The 21,377-nt window shown below is 57.4% G+C and carries 26 protein-coding genes; 12 read left to right on the top strand and 14 right to left on the bottom strand.

From position 1 onward, the window contains the following. Positions 1 to 3 precede the first annotated feature (3 nt). Positions 4 to 1,494, bottom strand: coding sequence for an ATP-binding protein (locus tag AC1DDS_RS19085; RefSeq protein WP_477480313.1), 1,491 nt, complete (start codon positions 1,492 to 1,494; stop codon positions 4 to 6). A 214-nt stretch (positions 1,495 to 1,708) separates the two neighbouring features. Here AC1DDS_RS19085 and AC1DDS_RS19080 point away from each other — a divergent pair, with 214 nt between their 5' ends. From AC1DDS_RS19080 to AC1DDS_RS19060, 5 genes are read left to right on the top strand one after another with little or no spacing between them, the layout of a single operon-like run. After that, positions 1,709 to 1,894 carry a ribbon-helix-helix domain-containing protein gene (locus tag AC1DDS_RS19080; RefSeq protein WP_015241387.1) on the top strand — a complete coding sequence of 62 codons (186 nt, stop codon included), beginning with the start codon at positions 1,709 to 1,711 and terminating at the stop codon, positions 1,892 to 1,894. Then, positions 1,891 to 3,405: a DNA cytosine methyltransferase gene (locus tag AC1DDS_RS19075; RefSeq protein ID WP_477480312.1), complete on the top strand. Its 1,515-nt coding sequence runs from the start codon at positions 1,891 to 1,893 to the stop codon at positions 3,403 to 3,405. Before AC1DDS_RS19080 ends, AC1DDS_RS19075 begins: the two co-directional genes overlap by 4 nt. Then, entirely contained in the window at positions 3,405 to 3,986 is a 582-nt protein-coding gene (locus tag AC1DDS_RS19070) for a hypothetical protein (RefSeq protein WP_477480311.1), read from the top strand. Before AC1DDS_RS19075 ends, AC1DDS_RS19070 begins: the two co-directional genes overlap by 1 nt. Continuing rightward, positions 3,976 to 4,458 carry a very short patch repair endonuclease gene (locus AC1DDS_RS19065; protein ID WP_477480310.1) on the top strand — a complete coding sequence of 161 codons (483 nt, stop codon included), beginning with the start codon at positions 3,976 to 3,978 and terminating at the stop codon, positions 4,456 to 4,458. Before AC1DDS_RS19070 ends, AC1DDS_RS19065 begins: the two co-directional genes overlap by 11 nt. Next, entirely contained in the window at positions 4,455 to 4,964 is a 510-nt protein-coding gene (locus tag AC1DDS_RS19060; protein ID WP_477480309.1) for a hypothetical protein, read from the top strand. Before AC1DDS_RS19065 ends, AC1DDS_RS19060 begins: the two co-directional genes overlap by 4 nt. On the opposite strand, the gene AC1DDS_RS19055 is transcribed toward AC1DDS_RS19060, so the two are convergent. After that, positions 4,961 to 5,509 carry a hypothetical protein gene (locus AC1DDS_RS19055; protein WP_477480308.1) on the bottom strand — a complete coding sequence of 183 codons (549 nt, stop codon included), beginning with the start codon at positions 5,507 to 5,509 and terminating at the stop codon, positions 4,961 to 4,963. The two genes, AC1DDS_RS19060 and AC1DDS_RS19055, sit on opposite strands and share 4 nt — an antisense overlap. A gap of 1,088 nt (positions 5,510 to 6,597) precedes the next feature. On the opposite strand from AC1DDS_RS19055, the gene AC1DDS_RS19050 reads away from it, so the two are divergent. Continuing rightward, complete coding sequence (locus AC1DDS_RS19050; protein ID WP_477480307.1) at positions 6,598 to 7,293, top strand: hypothetical protein; 696 nt, start codon at positions 6,598 to 6,600, stop codon at positions 7,291 to 7,293. A gap of 215 nt (positions 7,294 to 7,508) precedes the next feature. On the opposite strand, the gene AC1DDS_RS19045 is transcribed toward AC1DDS_RS19050, so the two are convergent. After that, positions 7,509 to 8,264 carry a nucleotidyl transferase AbiEii/AbiGii toxin family protein gene (locus tag AC1DDS_RS19045; RefSeq protein ID WP_477480306.1) on the bottom strand — a complete coding sequence of 252 codons (756 nt, stop codon included), beginning with the start codon at positions 8,262 to 8,264 and terminating at the stop codon, positions 7,509 to 7,511. Positions 8,265 to 8,516: 252 nt separating this feature from the next. Next, on the bottom strand, positions 8,517 to 8,783 hold the full coding sequence (locus tag AC1DDS_RS19040; RefSeq protein WP_477480305.1) for a hypothetical protein: 267 nt from the start codon (positions 8,781 to 8,783) through the stop codon (positions 8,517 to 8,519). A gap of 154 nt (positions 8,784 to 8,937) precedes the next feature. Here AC1DDS_RS19040 and AC1DDS_RS19035 point away from each other — a divergent pair, with 154 nt between their 5' ends. Both AC1DDS_RS19035 and AC1DDS_RS19030 read left to right on the top strand, forming a co-directional pair. Beyond that, on the top strand, positions 8,938 to 9,126 hold the full coding sequence (locus AC1DDS_RS19035; RefSeq protein WP_477480409.1) for a hypothetical protein: 189 nt from the start codon (positions 8,938 to 8,940) through the stop codon (positions 9,124 to 9,126). A 333-nt stretch (positions 9,127 to 9,459) separates the two neighbouring features. Next, positions 9,460 to 10,233, top strand: coding sequence for a hypothetical protein (locus AC1DDS_RS19030; protein ID WP_477480304.1), 774 nt, complete (start codon positions 9,460 to 9,462; stop codon positions 10,231 to 10,233). A gap of 45 nt (positions 10,234 to 10,278) precedes the next feature. On the opposite strand, the gene AC1DDS_RS19025 is transcribed toward AC1DDS_RS19030, so the two are convergent. The 9 genes from AC1DDS_RS19025 to AC1DDS_RS18985 form a co-directional block, all read right to left on the bottom strand. Then, positions 10,279 to 10,491: a hypothetical protein gene (locus tag AC1DDS_RS19025; RefSeq protein ID WP_477480303.1), complete on the bottom strand. Its 213-nt coding sequence runs from the start codon at positions 10,489 to 10,491 to the stop codon at positions 10,279 to 10,281. A 798-nt stretch (positions 10,492 to 11,289) separates the two neighbouring features. Continuing rightward, the gene (locus tag AC1DDS_RS19020; protein ID WP_477480302.1) at positions 11,290 to 12,183 is read right to left on the bottom strand and encodes a nucleotidyltransferase domain-containing protein; all 894 of its coding nucleotides are present in this window, start codon (positions 12,181 to 12,183) and stop codon (positions 11,290 to 11,292) included. Positions 12,184 to 12,194: 11 nt separating this feature from the next. Beyond that, positions 12,195 to 13,136 carry a patatin-like phospholipase family protein gene (locus AC1DDS_RS19015; RefSeq protein ID WP_477480301.1) on the bottom strand — a complete coding sequence of 314 codons (942 nt, stop codon included), beginning with the start codon at positions 13,134 to 13,136 and terminating at the stop codon, positions 12,195 to 12,197. 25 nt (positions 13,137 to 13,161) lie between these two features. Further along, positions 13,162 to 14,100, bottom strand: a complete 939-nt coding sequence (locus AC1DDS_RS19010; protein ID WP_477480300.1) for a pPIWI-associating nuclease domain-containing protein — start codon at positions 14,098 to 14,100, stop codon at positions 13,162 to 13,164. Between the two features lie 314 nt (positions 14,101 to 14,414). Next, the gene (locus tag AC1DDS_RS19005) at positions 14,415 to 14,564 is read right to left on the bottom strand and encodes a hypothetical protein (RefSeq protein ID WP_477480299.1); all 150 of its coding nucleotides are present in this window, start codon (positions 14,562 to 14,564) and stop codon (positions 14,415 to 14,417) included. A 637-nt stretch (positions 14,565 to 15,201) separates the two neighbouring features. Next, positions 15,202 to 15,438, bottom strand: coding sequence for a DUF1488 family protein (locus AC1DDS_RS19000; RefSeq protein WP_477480298.1), 237 nt, complete (start codon positions 15,436 to 15,438; stop codon positions 15,202 to 15,204). 123 nt (positions 15,439 to 15,561) lie between these two features. Then, complete coding sequence (locus tag AC1DDS_RS18995) at positions 15,562 to 15,843, bottom strand: hypothetical protein (protein WP_477480297.1); 282 nt, start codon at positions 15,841 to 15,843, stop codon at positions 15,562 to 15,564. Between the two features lie 127 nt (positions 15,844 to 15,970). Beyond that, positions 15,971 to 16,423, bottom strand: coding sequence for a hypothetical protein (locus tag AC1DDS_RS18990; protein WP_477480296.1), 453 nt, complete (start codon positions 16,421 to 16,423; stop codon positions 15,971 to 15,973). A gap of 407 nt (positions 16,424 to 16,830) precedes the next feature. Beyond that, positions 16,831 to 16,968, bottom strand: coding sequence for a hypothetical protein (locus tag AC1DDS_RS18985; RefSeq protein WP_310424114.1), 138 nt, complete (start codon positions 16,966 to 16,968; stop codon positions 16,831 to 16,833). Positions 16,969 to 17,825: 857 nt separating this feature from the next. On the opposite strand from AC1DDS_RS18985, the gene AC1DDS_RS18980 reads away from it, so the two are divergent. Continuing rightward, positions 17,826 to 18,101, top strand: coding sequence for a hypothetical protein (locus tag AC1DDS_RS18980; protein ID WP_310424128.1), 276 nt, complete (start codon positions 17,826 to 17,828; stop codon positions 18,099 to 18,101). A gap of 486 nt (positions 18,102 to 18,587) precedes the next feature. After that, positions 18,588 to 18,857 carry a hypothetical protein gene (locus AC1DDS_RS18975; RefSeq protein ID WP_477480295.1) on the top strand — a complete coding sequence of 90 codons (270 nt, stop codon included), beginning with the start codon at positions 18,588 to 18,590 and terminating at the stop codon, positions 18,855 to 18,857. Positions 18,858 to 19,170: 313 nt separating this feature from the next. Here the strand turns inward: AC1DDS_RS18975 and AC1DDS_RS18970 are convergent, their stop codons facing one another. Next, complete coding sequence (locus AC1DDS_RS18970; protein ID WP_477480294.1) at positions 19,171 to 19,692, bottom strand: DUF6428 family protein; 522 nt, start codon at positions 19,690 to 19,692, stop codon at positions 19,171 to 19,173. Between the two features lie 43 nt (positions 19,693 to 19,735). On the opposite strand from AC1DDS_RS18970, the gene AC1DDS_RS18965 reads away from it, so the two are divergent. Next, positions 19,736 to 20,077 (top strand): ArsR/SmtB family transcription factor, encoded by a 342-nt coding sequence (locus AC1DDS_RS18965; RefSeq protein WP_477480293.1) that lies wholly within the window; start codon positions 19,736 to 19,738, stop codon positions 20,075 to 20,077. Between the two features lie 18 nt (positions 20,078 to 20,095). Then, positions 20,096 to 21,298, top strand: coding sequence for an arsenite efflux MFS transporter ArsK (gene arsK / locus AC1DDS_RS18960; protein ID WP_477480292.1), 1,203 nt, complete (start codon positions 20,096 to 20,098; stop codon positions 21,296 to 21,298). Positions 21,299 to 21,377 lie beyond the last annotated feature (79 nt).

The following is a 21,377-nucleotide window of genomic DNA, read 5'->3' as shown; positions in this document are numbered from 1 at the left end:
CGCTCAATTCTCCTCCAATTTTCGGATGACGGCGGCGCGCAATGCGGGCTGCGTGATCCCAAGGGAACGCAGCACCGAGTCGAGTCGGTCTCCAGTATTGTCCATGTTATCCATACTGCGCACCAGCGTGGCAAGCGGTGTGGCGAGTTCGGCAATTTCTGTGGCTGCCGGTTGCATAAGCTCTGCGCCACCCTGCTCGGCGACATCCAGCCAGATGCGTTCGACCGGGACAGTCAGCTCGAGGGCAGACAGTAATCCTTCTAGCAACCCCGATTGGGCGCCGAGCCCTTGCACCACAGCAGAAACAGCAGGATGGTCCCGCCGTACACGGTACCGCGGCACGGCCTTGGCGCTGCGCGCTTCCCATGGCCATGCTTCCCCGTCTGAATTGCTCCGGCGACCTTTGCCACCCGCCCCAACACCGCGCCAGGCGAAGACCTCGCGGGCGCGGCGCCTGCAGTCCGCGCCAAGACCTGCCAGACGTCCCCGAGCCCAGGCGGGCGGTCGGGCAACAGATTTGCGGATATCGATCCGCCAAGCCTCATCCATCGAGGCGGGCAGATCGAGCGCAATGCGGGCGAGCCGGCTCGATTCCTCGCGGGTCCAAGCCCGAGCGCCGCCGAGCCCAAGCCAGCCGCCGGCCGAGACGAGGCGGTCGCCTCGGTAGACGTAAAATCCTTGCCGTTCGACCCAGCCGCCCGGCCCACCAGCTTCTTCCCATTCGCGCTCGCTCGCGAACCGGTCTCGATGAGGGAGAATGTATGGTCGTGCTATGACCACGCCGTCAGGACCGCGAATTATATCACGCGGTAATGCCATGGTCGCATCATGCCATCTGCAAAATGGATCCCAGGCGGCGAGTGCTCGGCCATTGACGCTCACAGCCAACCGCCGTGTCTCGCCGCTCAGAAAGCGGTGAAAGGTCATCGCGAGATGCGCGCGTATATCGGAGATGCGATCATTAAAGGTATCGCGATCGAGACCCCAGAGGCTACCGAGCCGGTCCATTCGGCTCCAGCTCACCAGCGTGCCATTGCCTGACGACTGGAATTCCGTCGCCAACTCACCCGACGGCGACGCATCAGGCACAGCGGCGGACCACTCTTGACCGACGCGATCGATATCCCAGGCCAGCCGCGCGACCGAGCCATCGTGGCGCGATGCAACAGTCAGCTCGCGGCACTGCGAGAGTGAGGCGGTCTTCAATCCCAGTCCGAATCGGCCGAGATCACCATCTTGCCGTTCGGCATCGGGTCCGGTACCCCCAAAACGCATGGCCTCAATGAGCCGGCCGAAGTTCATTCCGGCGCCGTCATCGAGAACTTCAACGAGCGGATTGCCGTCGCGCCAGTCAAGGTGAATGCGCACCTGCCGCGCACCAGCTGCAAGCGAATTGTCGACCAGATCAGCGAGCGCGGTTTCGGGTGAATAGCCCAGGCCCCGCAGGGATCTCAGCAGTGCATACGGCGATGGCTCAATCTTGACGGGACGCAACAGACAGCCTCCGGTGGCAGACAGTGGAACGAATTTACGCCGACGCACCGAGTCGGAAATACTGAGAGTCGGCCCGACAGAGCGAAACTGTGATTTTCGCCCTTCTGGCAGCTAGCTTGGTGACTTATCAGATTCTGTACAAGTGCGTCCTTCGTGATGAAAAGTGGTGCATAGTGGTGCGATCTGGTGTAGCATCGAGTCAGGGAGTATCGCAATGTTAGCAACAGGTAAGACCGTCCGTACCACAGTATTATTGCCAGAAGGCGTGTATCGCCAAGTGCAGGCGTTGGCGGTTACCAATGATGTATCAGCTGCCTGGGTGATTCGGCAGGCAGTTCTACACTACCTTGCCACGAAAGCCGGCCAAGCCGAGTTGCCGTTGGGAAGCGATCGGTCATGAGCGTTGATCCGAAAGTTATCCGCCAGAAAATCCAGCGATTAGACGCCGGCGCTCGCCCTCGTGTGTTGGATCTCTTCTCAGGCTGCGGTGGGATCTCGCTTGGTTTTCAGTCGGCAGGTTTTGAGATCGTCGCAGCGGTCGAGAATGATCCCGACGCGGCCCGCTCGCACGGCCTCAACTTCCATAATGGCGAGGACCGCCATAGTATCCCACGCGACATCACCGCAACGTCGCCAGCCGCCCTTGCCACGGCGCTCGGCCTCGGCCCCGCGGCAGGCGCGTTCGATGTGATCGTGGGCGGCCCTCCCTGCCAGGCATTTGCGCGTGTCGGGCGCTCAAAACTGCGCGAGATCGCCGAACATCCGGAGGCCTTTCGACATGATTCCCGCGCCCGGCTCTATATTGAGTATCTGACCTACGTAGAAGCTTGCGCACCACTCGCCGTGGTGATCGAAAACGTGCCAGACATGCTCAATCATGGGGGACACAACCTCGCTGCAGAGATCGGTGAGATCCTAGCGAGCAAGGATTATGTCGTTCGCTACACGCTGCTCAACGCAGCATTCTACGGTGTGCCGCAGATGCGCGAGCGGATGATCCTCATCGCAATCCGCCAAGAACTTGCGGACGATGTCGAGTTTCCCGCACCGACACACTGGATTGACCTGCCGTCCGGCTATCAGGGTTCGCGCGCTGTAGCGCTCAAACTGGCGACAGGAAGGGATCTGCTCACCGAAGCAACCGGCGGCAGCGCATACAAGGCCGCTCCGGAAGCTGTGGAAACCCTGGCGCCCGCGGTGTCCACCCAACAGGCCATCGGGGACCTTCCGGAAATAATGGCGCGAGAATTACTTGCCGAAGGGGCGCTTCGACGTGGCACACGTCGTCTAGACGCCATGCTCCCTTATGGCGGGCACAATCAGCAGAACGACTATGTGAAGGAGATGCGAAATTGGCCCGGGTTCGAGGGTAGCTCGCATGTGCGTGACCATGTGATCCGATATCTCCCGCGCGACTATCGTATCTTTGCCGGCCTGAAGCCCGGCGATCAGTATCCTGAGGCACATCGCTATGCGCTGAGCCTGTTCGAAGCGGAGCTCGAACGACTTCATGCCCAGGGTAAACGCCCGGAACACGGCAGTTCCGAATGGGACGCGCTCAAGGCAGCTTTCGTGCCTCCATACGATGCTGGGAAGTTTCCGAACAAGTGGCGCAAAATGGAAGCAATCACGCCTGCCCGCACCCTCCTCGCGCATCTCGGGAAGGATGGCTACAGTCACATTCATTACGATAGCCGACAGGCGCGGCCGATCTCGGTACGCGAGGCAGCGCGTCTGCAGTCGTTTCCTGATGGCTTTCGCTTTGCCGGAACGATGAACCCGGCATTCCGTCAGATTGGCAACGCGGTTCCGCCGCTGCTCGCTCGCGCGATCGCCCAGACCCTGCGCAGTCAGCTTGTCCGAGGAGTAGCAACAGAGGACCTGCCGCGCGTGGCAGGTGCAGGTCGCTAATGAGCCGGCGCGATGAGATCATCGTCGTCAGGTCACTTGCGGAATCGGACCTGGGCCTCTTCTCGGCGCACCGCCTGAGCGCCACCAGTAAGCAGCGCGCGATCGCACTGACCACACCTGTTGCGCGAAAGCTCCTGAGCGCGCAGCTGTTCGAAAAAGGCGGCGCGGACATGGATTTGATCTGTGTCTATGGCGGCTACGGCAACCGGGAGCTCAGGAACATCGGCAAAGTCGGCAAGAACTGGCGGCTGGGCGGCCGCAAGATCACCGCCAACGCTTGCGCCTTTCTCGACAGCAAGGATTTCGTGCTGCTGCGGTCTGTTGCGGGAAATGACGGCGTTCAGCCGATCCTGATGACGTTCATCGGCCGTCAGCGCGAGCGTCTTCTCCACGCAGGGATCGTTGCCAGCCTTGTCAACGAATTCCGGGACAGCGTGGCCATGGTGTCAGCTGGGTCGGATGCCTTCAACGCGCTCTCAGCTGCCTTTCCTGCCGTGCCAGCTGATCTGGCGATCGGTGCGCCCCTGGCTGGGGACGATGCGGTGCCCCTGGAGCAGGCGGCTGGGAGCGATGGCCGATAGACTTACCCCGGAGCAGCGCCGGCTCAATATGAGCCGTATTCGCGCGAAGGATACAGCGCCAGAATGGACCATACGTCGGCTTCTGCACAGCCGCGGCTTCCGATACCAGCTTCATCGAAGGGACCTGCCGGGCAATCCGGATTTAGTTCTTCCACGGTTTCGTACGGCGGTCTTTGTGCATGGCTGTTTCTGGCATGGTCACGCCTGCTCGCTGTTTCGTATGCCGGCAACTCGCACAGACTTTTGGTCAGCTAAAATCGCTATCAACCGTGAGCGCGATGCCGCTGCAATGACCTCCCTCAAAGATCTCGGCTGGCGCAGCCTGTGGATTTGGGAATGCGCGCTCAAGGGGCGCGGCCGCCTGCCGGAAAGCCAGCTCGCGGAGCAAGTGACAGCCTTCTTGAACAGCGACGCCATATTTGAGGAGATTGCGGGGAATGGTATTTCACCAACAGCGGAGGAGATTTTATGAATGAAGCTCTGCCGGTTCCGCCAGCAGCTCCGTCGGACGCGCTTGGTGACCTGAGCGATATCGCGCTGCTTCGATTGCGTGGTCGGGTCGCGGCGGAGCTCAAGCGACGCGGGTTGGCATCGAATGTCGGGCAGGTCGCGGAGAGCCTTGTGATTGCCCTCTATAACGCCACGCCTGGCCGTCCCAATCTTCAGTCTGCGCCGACTGGCACGCAGAACGTCGATGCCCTCTCCCGGCGCGGGGACCGTTATTCGATCAAGGGCGTGCTCGATGCGCGTAAGACCGGCACCGTCTATCCGGATCGCGATGACCCGGAGAAGCAGCTGTTCGAATATTTGCTTGTCGTGCGCATCGATCCCGATTGGCAACTGGTGGCAGTCTACGAGTTCGATTGGAAGACGTTCTGCGAGGTGCGCAGCTGGGACAGACGGATGAATGCCTGGTACGTGGGGCTTGCAGCAAAGACCCTATCCCGAGCGACGCTGGTCACGCCCGAGCCAGGCTAGTGCCTCGCCATGAGCCCCCGGTATCGGCCGTCGATAGTCGTGCGGCCCTTGAGAAGCATGTGCGGTAGGAGTTCAATCCGTGCTATGAATGTCGCGAAAGCTTGTGATTGCTGCGACGAGATTGGCATGAACCCAGGCGGCCTTCTCGTCACGAGTGAAAAGTCCGTCGTCGCATACACAACGAAACCGAGATCGATGAGGTCATTGCTCATTCGATCCATGCGCACCACCGCTTGACTACCGACCCGGATCCACCAGAGAAGATTGACCACTATGCCCAGCGCGTACCGAAAGAGATAGGCCCGGCATACGACGGTTTCGTCGAGGCCCTCCCATCTAATTTCGTGATGGCCTGCCAGAGTTTCCCAAATCTGCAGCGCGGCGCCGAAGATAGTGAGAACCATCTTTTCAGTGTATTTGCCGGCCGTCCTGATAATCCGAACCTTCTGGCGATCGAACATCTGCTCCTGCATCTCAGAAAAGACACGGCGATGTCCGTCGCACCTTCGATCGACGAAGGCTGCAGATTTCTTGCCCAGTCCCATAACCAGTTCAGTCGAGCCGTCGCCAGATCGTCCATTGGTCCGTCCGATCTCACAAGGCGAACAAGTTCGCCGATCTCGCTTTCAGGTCCGTCGAAGACTAATCTGTTCAGATCCTCAGCGACCGCCGGATCCAAGCGTGATATGTGTCCTCGGGACCGAAGGAGGATCACCTGCTCAGGATGGTTGCCGACGACAGAAAGCCCCAGTCTCAAACCTTCCAAGGATTGCTGCTTGTAGAGTTCGTACCACGCGAAATCCGGAAGTATCGCCAGATTGCTCCTCTCTTGCTTCAAGTACCGGCGGAGTTCGTCCGACTGCAACATATTGCTGTCGATCACGTAGGCCTTGATGTCCATTCTCGTAGAGTGGGTGCTAACATACGGTGGCGACGAGTGCTGGAATCGCTGCAGCAAGTTGGATCGCGAAGCGTGGTCATCTGGGCAGTAAGAAAGGGAACCAGTATCTCATCGTGCCACGCTTCCGTCCGCAGTCCTTGAATCTCGCTCGAAGCAGATGTTGGGTTATCCGACCACCTTTTATAAGAGTCGCAGAAATCGATCCAACGCTCCTTCTGCTAAGAGTAACGTCTAGCGCTCCCAGCGTGTCTCTGTAGCGAGATACTCCCATATGACAGTCTTCACCGTCACGGCGTCGGACCAGTCCATCGAATAGCGTTAGCGACCGGGCTCGACCGTAATCCAGCCGCCAACCATCGCGCCGGCAGACGATAACCTGTGGCAGATAGTCCATTTCATCCCCCGCGCCGCTGTCATAGTCGGCGCCCCGTTCTCGAAGTGTCTTCGTCAGGAGCGACTTGGTCGGAACATGGTCGCGATTGCTTTCGATGTTGGCAATCACGGCGCCACAGTGGATGCACCAGGCCTTCAGCCGATCGTCAGTGAAATCCTCAATTTCTCGCACCCGCCGAAGCCTTCGCTAGTGTTGCCTGTCTTCGCAGTGGGCGATCATTTAAACGAAGATAAGGAATCTACGCGACAGTGGCTGAATTGCGTAAAATCGCAAGCGAGATGTATCAGTTGTTAAATTCCTTTCTGTATGTGGTTTCGGCGCAGAAGGAATTCTAAGCCATGTCCAAATTAAAAGATGCAGTGGTTGAACTTTGTGCGTTCAAGGATGTGCTTGATCAGCATATATCAATCCGCAATGCGGTCGCGTTAAATGACGTGCAGTTGGAGGTAGTTCCAGTCGTCACGGGCCGCATCCTCAGACTTCCCAGAGTAGCTATCGAGCCTAGGTATTTCTTGCAAATGGCGCTGCCTTTCAGCAATCCGAGTTTCTCACCACGAGCGATCCAGCCGGACAAACTGAGCCCAAGGTGCGTAATTTCTGGAACATATGGGCGGTACGGCCTGCACGATCCGGGACTGGTGATGGACAACTCCGATGAGCTCGTAGTCGCAAATCGTTTTGAAGATCCTCAAGCTCCCAAAATGATAAAAATCGGCAGCATGCCATTGTTTGTCGCTTATGAGGGCAAAAATAGAATCGAGCTGTTCAAGAAGTTCCGGCCCAGCATGCGTGCGTTTGTCTCCTCGTCAGCTTTCCCAACGCCAGAGAAGCTGAAACTCGTGAAATTTTCCATGACGGCACACTGGGGCGTCGAATTTAATGGCGAGGTTCGTGTGCTGCCCTATCCTGAGCCTATAGTCCGCCTTCTTCGAGCTTATGGAGTTGCCGCTGAGAAAGTGATACTCGATCTCAAGGTAGGCGGAAGGGTCCGCCGTATGAGAAATGACATCCTTGCGAGGAAGATGAACGGCTAGCATGTAGGCTGGCTGCTCGCCGCTTGCCTGAGACGACAGAAGTGCGCTAAGCAGATCTGTCATCGACGACCCATTCATCTTTTGATTTTCGGCTGAAGCCTGCGAGAGGCTTTTGCCCGTTCTTTTCAATAAACTTGGTTCTAGTTCGTGGACGGAAGGTTCGAATTTCAACATGGCGTCCGAGCACGATCAAAACTGATGCCCCCGCGCAATGCTCAGGTGCAGCGGACAGAGGCGACCATGTTGGAATTGAGAAAATGCTCGAGTTCCACGATGCTTGCCATGACAGCATCGAACGCGGGCGGTGTTCCGAAAATCATGGCGGACATTCGGGAATAGTCGGCTTCGAGCTTCTTCCTCATATCGGCGGTCGGCACTAGTCGGAAGGTGCCGGGGACAGCTCGGTCGTAACGACGATCGGGCGCACGGAACATCAATTCCTTGTGCCTCCGGCAGGCTTCGGCGAGTTCAAGCATAGAGAAGTAGGGCATGATTTCCCGTGGTTCGGCGGGAACGGGGTCTGGTCGCGCACCCCCTTCAATGCGGACCGCCGCTTCGACGTAGCCGCCGCTGCCGTCGAACACGCTTTGGTAGCGGAGAATGAGGATATCGAGCGCCTCCTTCTTTCGGTAGGCGTCGTAGCCGAAATCGAGCGTGAAATGCCCGCTTTGTTCGACTTTCTGTTCGACGGCGGCAATCTCCTTGCTCAGCAAGTCCCTGAGAGGGCCGGCAATATATTGCCGTGACGCCTCATCTACCTGCTCGGCAAGTGCCTTCTGCTGCTGATTCACCGAAGGAAGAGCAGCGATGTCAGCCTCAAGGGGCACCTTCAGGTCGGCCTTGTAGACGCCAATGTCGATATCTTCGGAGAAGCGTTGAATCAGCCCGTAGGCCTTGCTGAGGCTGGTGCCACCCTTGAAATATAGCCAAACGGGATCCTCCGGTCGCCGATTGAACAGGAAGTCGAGCACTCCCGGTAGGGCGCAGAGCCGGTCATGGGTCGGACGGGGGAAAATCGGAAGGTTTGGCGCGGAGCGTTGAAAGCCAATTTTTTAACGGCCGACAACACAGCGCGGTATAGAACAGGCGAACCAGCTTGGCCGTGCCCTCAAGGTCGATATGACGGACTGGTTTGAAACGACTGCCGACAGCTATTTGAGCCGCCCTTGCTGTTTCAGCTGCATCCAAGAAAGTCGAGGCCGTCCTGATCGCGGAGCGGCGGATCAGGGGTTCGGGCTGGCTTCCGGCCCATCCGGATCGCAGCCAATCTGAACGCGGAAGCCGAGGCCGACGCGCAGTCCTCCCCGATGGCAGCGGAATAGATCGCTGCCGCCGCCAGCCGGTCGCGCTTCTCCCGCGTGGCCGGTTCCTCCCTTCCAGACGAGAAAAATCCGATGTTCGACCAAACCCCAGACCCGACCTTGGCCGCCGAAGCCTGCTGCAAGCTCATCAGCGCGTACCTTGCCGGTGGGTTCGTCCTTCTCTTCCAAAACAGCCTTCCGGCCACCTTCCTGCCTTCATGCTGTTGTTTCGGCGTGCAAATTTGACCCCGGTGGCGGGGTAATCGGCGTCCAATTTTGCCCCCCCTCAGATTTCATCTGACCATCCGACCTTTTGCGGCGGATGGAGCGGGAGTTGAAGCGAGTGGATACTATTGCGCGTGTTCGACGGGCCTTCCATGTGCAGGGCTGGTCGGTGAAGAAGATCGTCCGGGAACTGCATGTGTCGCGCAACAACAACCACATCAATCGTCGCGGGATCGAACAGACCGTTCTGGAAGCGCAGGGGCCGGAATTCTGCCACAGCCGGATGATGTTCGCCCGGGGGGCATAGGCCGCGGAGCAACGGACTGGCAGCTTTCAGGACTTTGAACTAGGAGGTCCAACGACCGATTTGCGGGCGCAAAGCTGCCAGACCTTCAACGATGAGCAAATGTCTGCTTAAGGGCCGATTCCGGACAGACCGGTTTGTAAAATGGCCAAGCGATAGCTGCCGTTCTTGCCCCCGAGCTGAGCCGGCCGTAGATCCCTCCACGTCACGCCAACCGATTTTGTCCCGTCTAGAATGGGTAGAGAAGAGGCCGTGACGCGGCGATGGCCTTCGATCTTTTCGATCTGCGAGGATATCGCGTCTATGGCAGGCTCGCGGCAATACAGGAGAATCGATATGACGGAGACTAGCGAGGCGTTCGATCCCAGCTATGTTCTTTCGGCCATGCGCGCACCGGGGACGACATTGGCCTTCGTGGATGACACCGATTTTCATGGCGACAGCGTGAGCGGTCTGGCACCCGACCTACGCGTGCTAGCGGCAGTCAAGCTTGATTCAGGCCGATATGCCGAGATAGAGGCGGCCCTCGATGATCGGCTGCGCGATCTTGGCCAAGTTGAATTTCACGGCGCGGAGGTCTTCAATCCGCAGAAGACGTCACGTTGGCGTGATGTCAGTGTCCCCGACAGGATCGCGATGTTCGACTTCATGAGCTTATTAATCGGGCGGTCAGGTGCCTCCATGCTCTACGGATACATTTCCGATGGTCAGTACGAACAGATGCGACGAGACTGGCATCAGCAAGGAAACGCTGACTTCGGCCTCAATCGCAATGCCGCTCTCAAGCGCGTAATGTTGAGGTCACTTCAGGAAGAACTGTACGTCGAAAGTCAGCCAGCTATGATCATGATCGATCAGGACCGGGTGAGGAGCGGCGTCGAACGCGATGCAAGTGAGGACGCTCGATGGCTGGTGGGCGGCGGGGTTCTGACTGCTCCGTCCAGCCAGGTGGCAGGGCTGCAGCTCGCCGACGCCTTGTCATTTGGCATTGGCAGGCGTTTTCGCCGGGCCGAGCAGTTTGAAAATGATACAGCCACCGCGCTGGATCGTGCAGCGATCGGACCGATAGCTGCTTTGGGTGGGCGCTCGCGCATGGTGCTGAGCGACTGACCACCGGGACGTAGTTGGCCTTTGCGAAGCGAGGTCAATCCTCCTCTACAGTGAGTTCCCCCCAGCGGCCTGCATCGACATCGACGTGCGGCCCATCGCGGCGAAGGCAGGATCGCCCTTGGTGTGGATGGCAAGAACTGCGGACGGTGGCAGGGCTTGATTGGCATAAAGATCAAATGCGCCTTTTGCCGGGATCGCTCCAACGGATTGGCCAATCCTTTCGCCCAAGGCAATCTTCACATGGAAGCCATGAATCAAAACCACTTTCCACTGTCAACCTTTGTCCACGAGCGCTAAAAGAACTGGCTAAAAAGATCAATTTTCTGGGCCGGCCAAAGCTGGGTGGTTATTTCATGCGTTATGTGTCGAGATTCCCATGGAGCAACTGAAACGCGCCGAAAGGTACCTCGCGAGGATTCGAGCAGTTTACGCCGGCACCTTCGCCCAGTCTCATGATCGAGGCGTCTACGAAGACGATCTGCTTTCGTTCTTCATGCATTGCTATCACATACGAGACTGGATCATTCGGCTAAACAGAGTTGGTTTAACGGCAAGGGACGTCGATAACTTTATAAACGCCAATCGATGTCTTCAACTCTGTGCTGATTTGTGTAATGGAACAAAGCATTGCAAACTCGATCGAGCAGCCAGAAGCGGAAGTCAACCTCACGTCTCTGGCAAGACATACGAGGCGTCAACCTGGCTTACCGGTTCCGGGGGTGGTGAGGTACTCCGGGCGAAGTACTCGATCGTCACTTCCAATGGTTCTGTAGATGCTCTTCAGCTTGCTGAAGACTGCATGGAATGCTGGTCCAAATTTGTCGTTGAATTAGAAACGAAATTCAATCAGCAATCTGGAGGTGATCGTGCGAGTGACGCCTGAATGGTCTGCTCCCCGCGAAAAAGCCGCTTCGGCTAAGTGGTATCACGTCTTCTGCTACTCGCTCAAAGAGGACACGGAAGCGTTTATGGGGCAGTTCGGCGGGAAGTAGTTCGATCCTCGGGAGCGGGGAAAAGGGCCGAACTGTATTAGATGGCACAAGGGCGGGAAACTTCCTAAAACTCATTCCAGAACTTTTTGAACGCTTCCATGAATGTGTTGTGGTTGTCAGGCGACCAACACACGGAATGCCCATGGCGGAGCAGCCAATGGATACCGTTTGCGCAGGTTAACTGCGACTTATCCTGCATGTTATAGATGTGATTGAAGCAGTTGATGACAGTCTGTTGATAGCTGGTTCCGAAAAGGTTATACGGCACATTCCAAAGCATCCCCTCTAGGAAGTATGACGGAGCAACACCCTCCTGCAGTCTGCCGTCTGCGATCATGCGGTTACGGATGTTCTTGAAGATGCGAACGGTCGGCTTGAAATAGCTGTTTGTATGCTGGTGCTTCGTCGTGCAATTGGCGGAATGCTGTTTGGGATAGTTGACGATCTTCGTGCCGTCCTTGGTCCAGAACACGATACCTTCACGATAAATCGGTTGGCCGTAGGTCGGATAGCTCGTGTAGTGGCGATGTTCGGCACAAGCGAGGACATCAGCATCCCGGCGGTTTGCATTGCCAGGTACGTAGATGGCCTTTCCGCTTCCATCAACTCCATTTCCATAATTCTTTGTAAGCCAGTCTGTCACCTCCTCCTTGAAGTTGGTGAGGGAGTACTCCGCCTTCGTCCAGCCCTTATCGAAGTTGGCCTTATCATTCATTGAAAGCTCGCTGGTATCGAAATAGTAGACCGAACTCAGGCGAATGACGATGTCCACGTCACTATCAGCCCATACATTCGTATCGTTGCCATACGAGCCCTGGAGGAATGTGTCGAAATTCTTTGGGTAGTAGGGAGACCCGGAATCGTTCAGGATGCCACTGATACTCTTGTAGGTGGCCGCTGACTGCTGGACGCTGCCCTGCGCCGACCACGTTTCCAATTGTGCTTCACCAACGGCCATTATCGCATCCGTTATAGGAGGAAATCTTTCAGGGTGGCTTCGACTTTCGCGAACGATTCTCGTCCGCGCTGTCGTAAAATATTGAGCTTCTGCAAATTGTGTTCGAATAGATCAGTAGCCATTTCCGGCTGCTCGAAGGTATCGCTGATCCGCACTGTAGGCACGTCCTTGAACAGGATCACGCGAAGCTGGTCCATGGATTGCGTATTGATTTCGAGCGTCTTCTGGAGAAGCTGGACGCTTTGAAGATACTTTGCCCAGTACATCATGCTGAACATTGATTTCTTCGGGCTGGGATAAACGCCGACGCCGATGCTGACCACCCTCAAATCCTTGTGCGCACGGTTCAGGGCGCGGGACGCGTCCGCAATGGCATAAAGGGTAGGGTTATTGGCGCAGTAGCCCCCATCAACAAGCTTCACCTCATCCCCAGCGGCGGTGGTTACGGTAGTCGGCTCAAAGAACGGAAATGCAGAGCAGGACGCCTGCACGGCATCCCCGATTTTTACGCCGAACCCAGGCTTGAACGTGCCCTTACGGCCATGAGCCTGCTCGATGCTCCCTTTGAAAATCATGGGCCGCTCAATCACCCATTTCGTAGTGACGACGCCAACGGCGGTTTTCACGTCATCGAACATGGCGTCCTTGAAGATTTCTGCTGCCAGTTCGGCCAGCTTGGCGGACTTCTGAGACGGTTTCTTCAGCCGCATGACATCTGGCACGAACTTCTTATACAGGTCGTGAATTTCGCCGATCGACATGCCGAGAGCGATCATTGAACCGATGATGGAGCCAGTACTTGTGCCGAAGATAAGGTCAAACCGCTCGTGGAGGCGGCAACCGATCATGCCTTCGATCTCTTCGAGGACGCCAAGGGTATAGAAGCCTTTTGCGCCGCCGCCATCAAGGCTGAGAATGCGATATGGCTTGGTCTGCTCTTCCCGTTCGGTCACGGCTTAGCTCCCTCGCTCTATGTGTTTAGAGGGCGATTGCCGCAAGGAACATGATACCACCCTCTACACGCTGGCGGATGCTCTGGAGCTTTGCAAAGCCATGCTTCCCGGCCGCGCCGTGGGTAGCCTCGTTGAACACGTGGAATAGCTGAAGGATGTCATCGATATCCTTTTCCACAAAGCCCAGCATCTCGGGAGAGTCCGCGCCCTTGCGTTTCAAGAGATAACGGATTTTCGCACGGCGGCTCGGTGTTCCGTTGGGAGTCTTGTCGTAATTGCGGTCCGCTGCGATCACGTCGGCATTATCCGCCCACTTCTCGAGAATTTCGGTGAAAATCTCCCTGACGCTGGTGCAAAAGTGACGAGCGGCGTCTGTATTCATGGGGTTAAGGGCGTAGAGCGCGCCCTTCCAGCGGTCGCAGAGGTCTTCAGAAAAACCAGAAAGGTATTCGAGGATGCCGCTATCATCCATCTGCTCTGGAGTCAGCGGCGCTTCCGATGTGAGTGCTTCGGCCACGTTGGCGCTGTTGCTGGCTTCCTTCTCGGTCAACTCCAGAAGGTCAGAAACACCCGGCGAATATTGTGCTGACTGTTCGACGCGCTCGAAGCTGTCATAGATATCGTAGGCGGAGTTCCGCACCTCAACATAGCGGGCGGTTGTCGACGCCTGGCTCTTCAGCGAGGCGATTTGCCGAGCGAGAGCCTGCCGGTTCTGACGGATCTTTGCATTATGGGAATTGACCGCCTGGTTGTATTTCCTGACGGCTGCTTCGTTCTTCTGGTTTTGCTGCCGTACAGCGCGATTGTAGTCATTGACGACCTGCTGATTGCGCCGATTGACACGATCAATCTCTCGGTTCACTTCGCGGACATATTTTTCGGCAGCTTGGCGATTAACTCGATTAACGCGGTCGACCTCGGCATTGTAGCGTCGGACCCAAGCATTATACTGCTGCGGTGTCATTCGCCGCGTCATCGCCCCCCCCCAAAAAAAAAGAGACACATCCACTACCTAGAATTTAGTCATGGCAATGCTCCGTTACAATGGATGGTTGCTTAAGGTTCGACGATATCCAGAGCTATTTGCGGCCTGTTTGAAAGTGGCGAGCGCAGCGCTCATCCAATGCCTTCCCCCGTTTCTTGCGCGGTTTCAGCTCCTTTGGATGTATGCGGATAGATCTCTCAATCTGAGCTCTTTCTTGTAGAGTTCGGTCGACCGGCGGGTGAGGCGGATTTGCTCCGCCTCGATCTCCGCCAGTCGCTGCTCTTTGTAACCCATCAGGCGGCCTCCGGCTCGGGGCCAACCACCTTCAGGCGCTCGTTGATGCTGTCGGCTTTGCTGTTCGCCGCGTCGCACGCGGCGGCGGCCTGGTCAAAGTTGTAGTTGTCGGCGGCATCAAGGTCGTGGGTAGCTGCCAACGCGGGCAACTTGAGCGCCCTTCCTGAACGCAATCACGTTAAGACGGAGTTGGCGATCCATGCAGAATTTCTAAGAGAAAGGGGCCTCGTATGCGCGATGCTCTGAGCGTCGACAGATAACATGGCCCAGCGGAAAACTTTTCCGTGACGGCTGCCGGAGGGTGCTAAGGCAAACACCTCCGCGTGAGGAAAAGTTGGCTACTTGGCGATCGCCTGAGAGGCTCATCTTCGGCGGCTTCAGGCGTGACACCACGGACAAAGCTAAAGGGCAGCTTTCAGGCACGTCAGCCAATCAAGCGAACGGCCTGAATGGGGCGCTTTGCTGACCGGCAGTTCATACCAAGTACGGTCCATCGGCTTCGGGGCCGACTGGCGACCGTCCGTTAATGGGGTGTGCAACGAGAAAGGAGACCCACCGAATGGCCAGAGGCCGAAATTGGGCCCAAAGCGGACGACGCCCGACTGCCACATTTGGCCCAAGGTGTGCCGGCGCGGGTTAATAGTATGTGACACTGGCCAGAACAACAGTAAACATGGCGGTGGCCGTGACAGTGCACATGATGAGTAATAGTCCAGTCCAAAAATTCATGGTTTGTAGAAGTTTCATGACCCATGCCCCTCTCGGTCAGAATCTATCTGAAATCTTTCACATAGAGAGGTCCGGGCCACGCGCATATACTTTTGTCGCAACTTCGAGAATCGTACCGCGTGCCGCATCGAAAGCCACCAAACATTCAGAAGCTATGATCTCCGAAGAGCCTGACATGAGTGCGGCAGCCTCGATGAAGAACGACACCTTGAACATTCCGTCGTAACCCAGAAAGCGGACGGCGTTTCTCGCATCGTCGTAGCTGCGGCTGCGGTTTGGAAAGATAAGAGTCATGGATTGAGCCTTGCAGGCCGATTGGAGGCAGTCGGCCTGCCCGGCTGCCCGAGATTGATCGAGGTCGGGTTGGGACGTGACGGGAGATGGTCTCTCCATCTTTACAACATCAGACCCGTTCTCCTATTTCGTGGGCCAGCCCATCGCCAATTCGGCGTCGTTTCGAAGTGCACTCGCGATCTCCGCCGCGGACACCGGCAAAAACTGACGTGTGCCCGCTTCCACCGAAATTGCAGGGATTTCAAGATGGGTCGCCACACGCCTGTAGGCCGCAAAACTGAGCCCTTCGATGAGTTCTTCGTCAACGACGAGTCGATAGGTCCCAGCTTGCAAAAGGTCCACTAGGTTGCCGAGTACAAACGGGTGCGCGAAAGTAATCTCACTGTTTGTCGTTCTCTCTGTCATGGTATCTCGCCTTTTCTATGCGACGATGTTGGCTCACCCAGTACCGCCAAACCATTTTGGTGGTTTCCGGGTTCTGGGCGGAATGCCCAAACCATCGCGATTGATAACAGCACTAGCAAAGCAGCCATCAGTGATCGGCTAGACATTGCCGGTCATCTTTCATGGACAGTACAATTTCTGACGGCAACGGAGAGCGAGCACGGGTATGACCTATCGCACCGCCTTCGTTCTCCCAAGACTGTTCGTCCGCTTCTACGGATCGGGCATGCCCCCTGGTGAAGACCCGACCGAGTTCTCTCAGGTTGCGGGGCAGCCCTTGAATGGCATAGCGTGGAAATGGTGACTTGTAGGGAGCCGTGTTCACACTCGCCTTCCCGAAGTTGTACTCCAATTGCGCCGAGAGAGCATCCGGAGACGTCTCACCCGCCAGAAACAGCTTCATCACAAGGAGCGCGGCCGCGTTGAATTGTCTCTGATCATCCATCAGGAAATCGGCGTCATAACCCGCATTATCCAAGATAGATTGGATCATTTCCATTTCGGTAGGGGAGATGACGGTGTAGCTGGGATCGGAAGACATTTCGTCCTCCTCTCGTTGGGGCCAGGGTAACTAGCCCTCAAACGGTAGTGCCCGTGACATTGCTACCGACAGTTCCACGATGCGCTTTAGCAACACCTAAAGCAAGCGAGTGCAGGTTTCATTCGGGCCTGCTGTGGCAGCCCAACACCTGGGGCTGTGTCCAAGTTCACTCCTCCATGCTGTCGCATGGCTAATGGGCCTGCCGCTTGCGTTTTGGCAAAGTCCGATATCGCCGCTGTCGAGCCAAGATGCTCAGACACGAACCGGAGCCTTGCAGCGGCCAAGTCGGGGGTCCCGGCGAGGGAGTCACCTTCAACTCCCAGAGTTTCGGGCGCTAGGGGGGGCTGGTCCAACTGAGATACCGCCGGCATTTGCGCCGACGGCTCGCCCCTGGCTCAGGAATTGGGTCAAAACGCGAGCACGACCCACACGACGAACACCAGCGACCCAATCAGCGCGGTCTGCGCGATTGCCTCATTGGTGACAAGGGAAGCGAAGAACGAAAAGGCGTTTAAGTATGTAAGGCGGAGTGTTTCGGAGAACATTTCGTTCTCCTTTCTGGTCGGGGCCGGGGTTGCCAACCTCGAACAGCAGCGCCCTTATGATAAGCTGCTGGAGTTTAGACGGTGGGCGCTTTCCCGCCCGAAGGCAAACAGTTAATTCCGGAACGACAACTTGTTTTGAACACAAAGGCCGCTTATACGGACGCCATCGGTATCGCTGATGAGCGCTGGAACGCTTCTGCCGCTCGCGAATGCCGCAATCGCAGTCTGACTTTGACCACGGATGTACTGGCACTGGGTGGAATAGCGATTGGTGAGGAAGGTCGGTGCGTTTTCGCCCCGGCCTTTTTTATTGCGCGTGTGGCGTTGTTGGCGCGCAGCGCTGCTAGACTTCGTTTGAACGATGTTGAGGGATACCCGTCGCCTTCACGGAGATGGCTATGGCGGCCTCTACGATACGATATGCGGTTCGCTGCGAGGCCGATCAGTCATGGACGGTCTATGACGTTTTCACAGGCGATCCGGCGAGACCTACGAGCTGGAATTTGGTGGCCCTAACATTTGACGAGTCGGCCACGTACTGCGCCATCCTCAACGCCAAAGACCTGAACCGCAGGAATAAGCTCGGCATCTAGGTGACGGCCAGGATCACCAGGTCATGTTGTCCAGCACTACGTAGATCATAAAGCAAAAAACCCCGCTGAGGGTCAGGATTGACAACCACCACGTGATGTTGAGAGCGCTTTTCATCCCCCAACATGCGCGTGTATCGGTGGTAAGTCGAGCGAATTCGGTGGCGCGACGTTTTTGAGCGTTGCCGATGCGCTCTTGTTTCAGCCCGAACCAAAAGCGCCGCGTATTCCGCTGCCAAAGTCCCATCATACCGAAAGGAACCTTTCATGGCAGAGCAAACCGGTGAGCTCCAAGCGATCAACACAGCGTGGCAGATCGCGATTCAGGAAATACTGCGAATGGTGATCCGCGACATGTATCGCGGGGCGGGAGAACCCGCCTTTTTGGCCAACATCAAACGCATCGAAGAGGCCGCGGTGGACAGCATTTACAGCGATCTGCGTCTGCGCGGGACAGATGAATGGACGGAAGTGCTTGTCAAAGATAAGGCGAGTAATTTCGTTACCGCACTGCTGACATCCTTCACCTATGATCGCACTTGAATACGATTTTTACGAAGAAGTCTTGCCTGTTGTTCCATCCCATTCCGTCTTGCCCAGCGCTACGGCTACCGTCATTGAAGAGCGGGCTTGAACCGCATTTGCCTTACGGCAAGCGCGCCAAGGTCAAAGCCGTCATCCTATCGTCGGCCGCGAGTCGAACGCTTATCCCCTGATCGCATCGTCTCTTTAGGGGTTGCTTGCTGAAGTACGAAGTTGCGTTCGATGTGGTTTCTTCAGCAGCCAATTATCAGGGCGTTGCTGCTTCAGGGGCTTTACACCCTAGCCCCCAATGCGAAAGGAGAGCACGATGTCCTGCAATATCCAGCACGTTGATTTTCGGACGAGCGACATCCGTATTATGCGAGAAATGCTCGTGAAGGCAGGATACGTCACAGCCAGGCTGATGCCTTTGACAGGCCCCCTCCAGCATGCGTCAAAGTCCGTGGTTCGCCGCTTCATAACCGGAACCATGCAGGACTCGAATAAATGATCGGCGCGGTGGACGCTTTTCCGTATGCGCATCGCCCCGACCAGGACGGTACGTGGACTGTCTTCCACACTCGTTCCGGCGTCACCGCGGCACCGGGCTTTCTTCCGGTGATGGATGCCGAAGGGGTGGCCGCGATCCTCAACCGGAACACCGTCGGCCCGGCATCCCGTTTGCACCGGTACGCGAAAGCGCTAAACCGCCCATCCAGCTTCTTTGCCTCGCAGGGCCGGCTGGCCTGGATCGCGGCGGATCCACGTATTCGCTGAACGTCTCGGCAAAAATGAACGACATCGACCCAGCCGAAATCATAGTCTCCGCGGCCATAGTCACAAAATCAAAAAGAGCAACTTGCGCGGCACCTCGATAAAAGCGCAAGAACAGCGACCACCGACCCCTTGATCCGCGAAACGGCTCATCCTGACCCTGCGGCATGACGGCTTTTGGCGCTTTCCGGACTTAACCGCGCGAACAACAGGCTGACGGCTTTCAGGAACTTCATCGGGTGGTGCGAACGACCGAAACGGCGGCGCAAAGCGGATAACGCGGGACGCCTGCCTTTAGCGGGCATGTCATCATCCACTAAGCACAGCATTTCTCGTCGGCCGAAGAGTCACAACACTGATTTTCGTTGATCATTTGCTTGGCCAGCCAGCGGTCCCGAGGCTTGCAGCTCGCGGAGCGTGGCGTCAACGTCACGCGGAGAGTGCCGTCTTCCTCGACAGGATCGTTCGCACAGAACAACTGCATCGGGCGGACACCATCGCTCACCTCGAAGGTCAGCTTGGCGGAGCCGTCGAGACGGACGTGTTCGGAGACTTTGCGGACTATGGCCGAGAACTTCCCCGCCGTCATATGGGTCCGCTCGCCTTCCTCGATGTCCCACAGTTGCACGAAGATTTCCGACCACGCTTCCGTATTAGCCCCGCAATCGAGCGCGGAGAACTGGCCAGCCTTGACCTCAGTCACGTGATAGCCGGGCTTCACGGGCTTTCCTTCGTATATGAAGACCAACGGCAGTTCCGGTGCCTCGGCAGTTCTGTCGAGCAACTCCCCGAGTGAAATGTCGGTTCTGTTGAAATGGCTATTGTCGATCCTGTCCATTTGCGTCTATCCTGATTTTCAATTATTCAAGGATTATTGAAATATGGACGATCGTCAAGCCCTCTCTTCCTTCGCTGCGCTTGCTCAAGAGACCCGGCTCTCCATCGTGAGAACTTTGGTCGTGGCTGGTCCTGAAGGTCTGGCCGCCGGCGCGATTGCCGAACGCATGGGAGTCTCCCCGTCGAACGTCTCGTTCCACCTCAAGGAACTCGAGCGCTCGCGTCTCATCTCCCAGCGCCGTGAGTCGCGGTCGATCGTCTACAGCGCAAGCTACGACACGCTGGCCGACCTGGTGACGTTCCTGATGGAAGACTGCTGCGCGGGACATCCGGGCATTCGCGGCTCGGTCGAGCGTTCCACAGGTTGCTGCCTGAGCGAAGCATAAGTCACCGAGGAACCGTCATTGCATACGATCAAGGTTCCGGCGGGCATCGTCTCCGCTCTCGGTGTCACGCAGATCATCGGCTATGGCACTCTCTACTACTCCTTCAGCATCCTCGCGCCAGGCATGGCCAAGGACCTCGGCATCAGCCTGGAACAGGTCTTCGCGGTCTTTTCGGTCTCGCTGTTTATCGGCGGCCTGTCGGCTCCGTTCATCGGCAGACACATGGACAGGATCGGCGCGGCGGCGGTCATGACGATCGGCTCCGCTCTCGCCGCCGCCACGTTGGCGCTCTGTGCCTGGTCGCCGTCCGTGGCAATCTTCGCGCTCGCGATTGTCCTGCTCGAAATCTCCTCGGGTATGGTCCAGTATCAGGCCGCCTTCGCGACGTTGGTCGAAAGCGAGCCCCGCTCGGCCTCGCGTAGCATCACGTATTTGACCCTGATCGGCGGTTTTGCGTCCACCATCTTCTGGCCGATCGCCGCGGTATTGACCGGATACCTGTCGTGGCGGGAAATCTATCTGGTGTTTGCAGGCCTGAATCTTCTTGTCTGCTTGCCGCTGCACTGCTGGATCATGCGATCCGGAACGGCGGATTCCCAGATGGCGGGCGCGAGAACCCGCGAGCTTGTCGTCGGCGCGCTGGAGCCGCAGGCACGTCGTCGCGGCATGCTCATGGTCTCGTCCGCCTTCTCGCTTTCGGGCTTCACCCTGGCCGCGATCCTTGCGCACATGGTGCCGATGCTCGGCGCGATCGGGCTTGGCAGCGCGGCGGTGGTGATCGGGTCGCTGTTCGGTCCGGCGCAGGTGATGAGCCGCCTGATCAACATGGTCTTCGGCAAGAGCCTGTCGCCGCCCGCCCTTGCGATCGTTTCCGCGAGCCTCATGGTCCTCGGTGTCGTCATCCTCGGGGTATCGGGCAGCTGGTTGCCTGGCGCGGTGGCGTTCGCCGTCTTTGTCGGCCTCGGGTCCGGCATCAACAGCATCGCCCAAGGTAGCTTGCCGCTCTATCTATTCGGCTCCGCGGGTTACGGGGCGATTACGGGCAAGATGGCGGCCGCGAGGCTGGCGGTCGGTGCGGCCGCCCCGTTTGTGTTCGCCACGGCGATGGAAAATCTCGGCATCGCCATGGCTCTTTTCGTCAATGCTTTGCTTGGCACGCTCGGGATTGCTGCCTTCATCGCGGTGGCCGCGTCTACGCGGAGCCGCGCGAAGGGTGACTAGATCGACCTCAACGACACCCGCTTTTCAACTTCGGCCGCGTGTTCCTTTCGTTCGCTGTAGCGATCTCATAAGGGATCAG

This window comes from Mycoplana sp. 10N416 (assembly GCF_056394765.1).
This window is presented reverse-complemented; position numbering and strand designations above follow the sequence as displayed.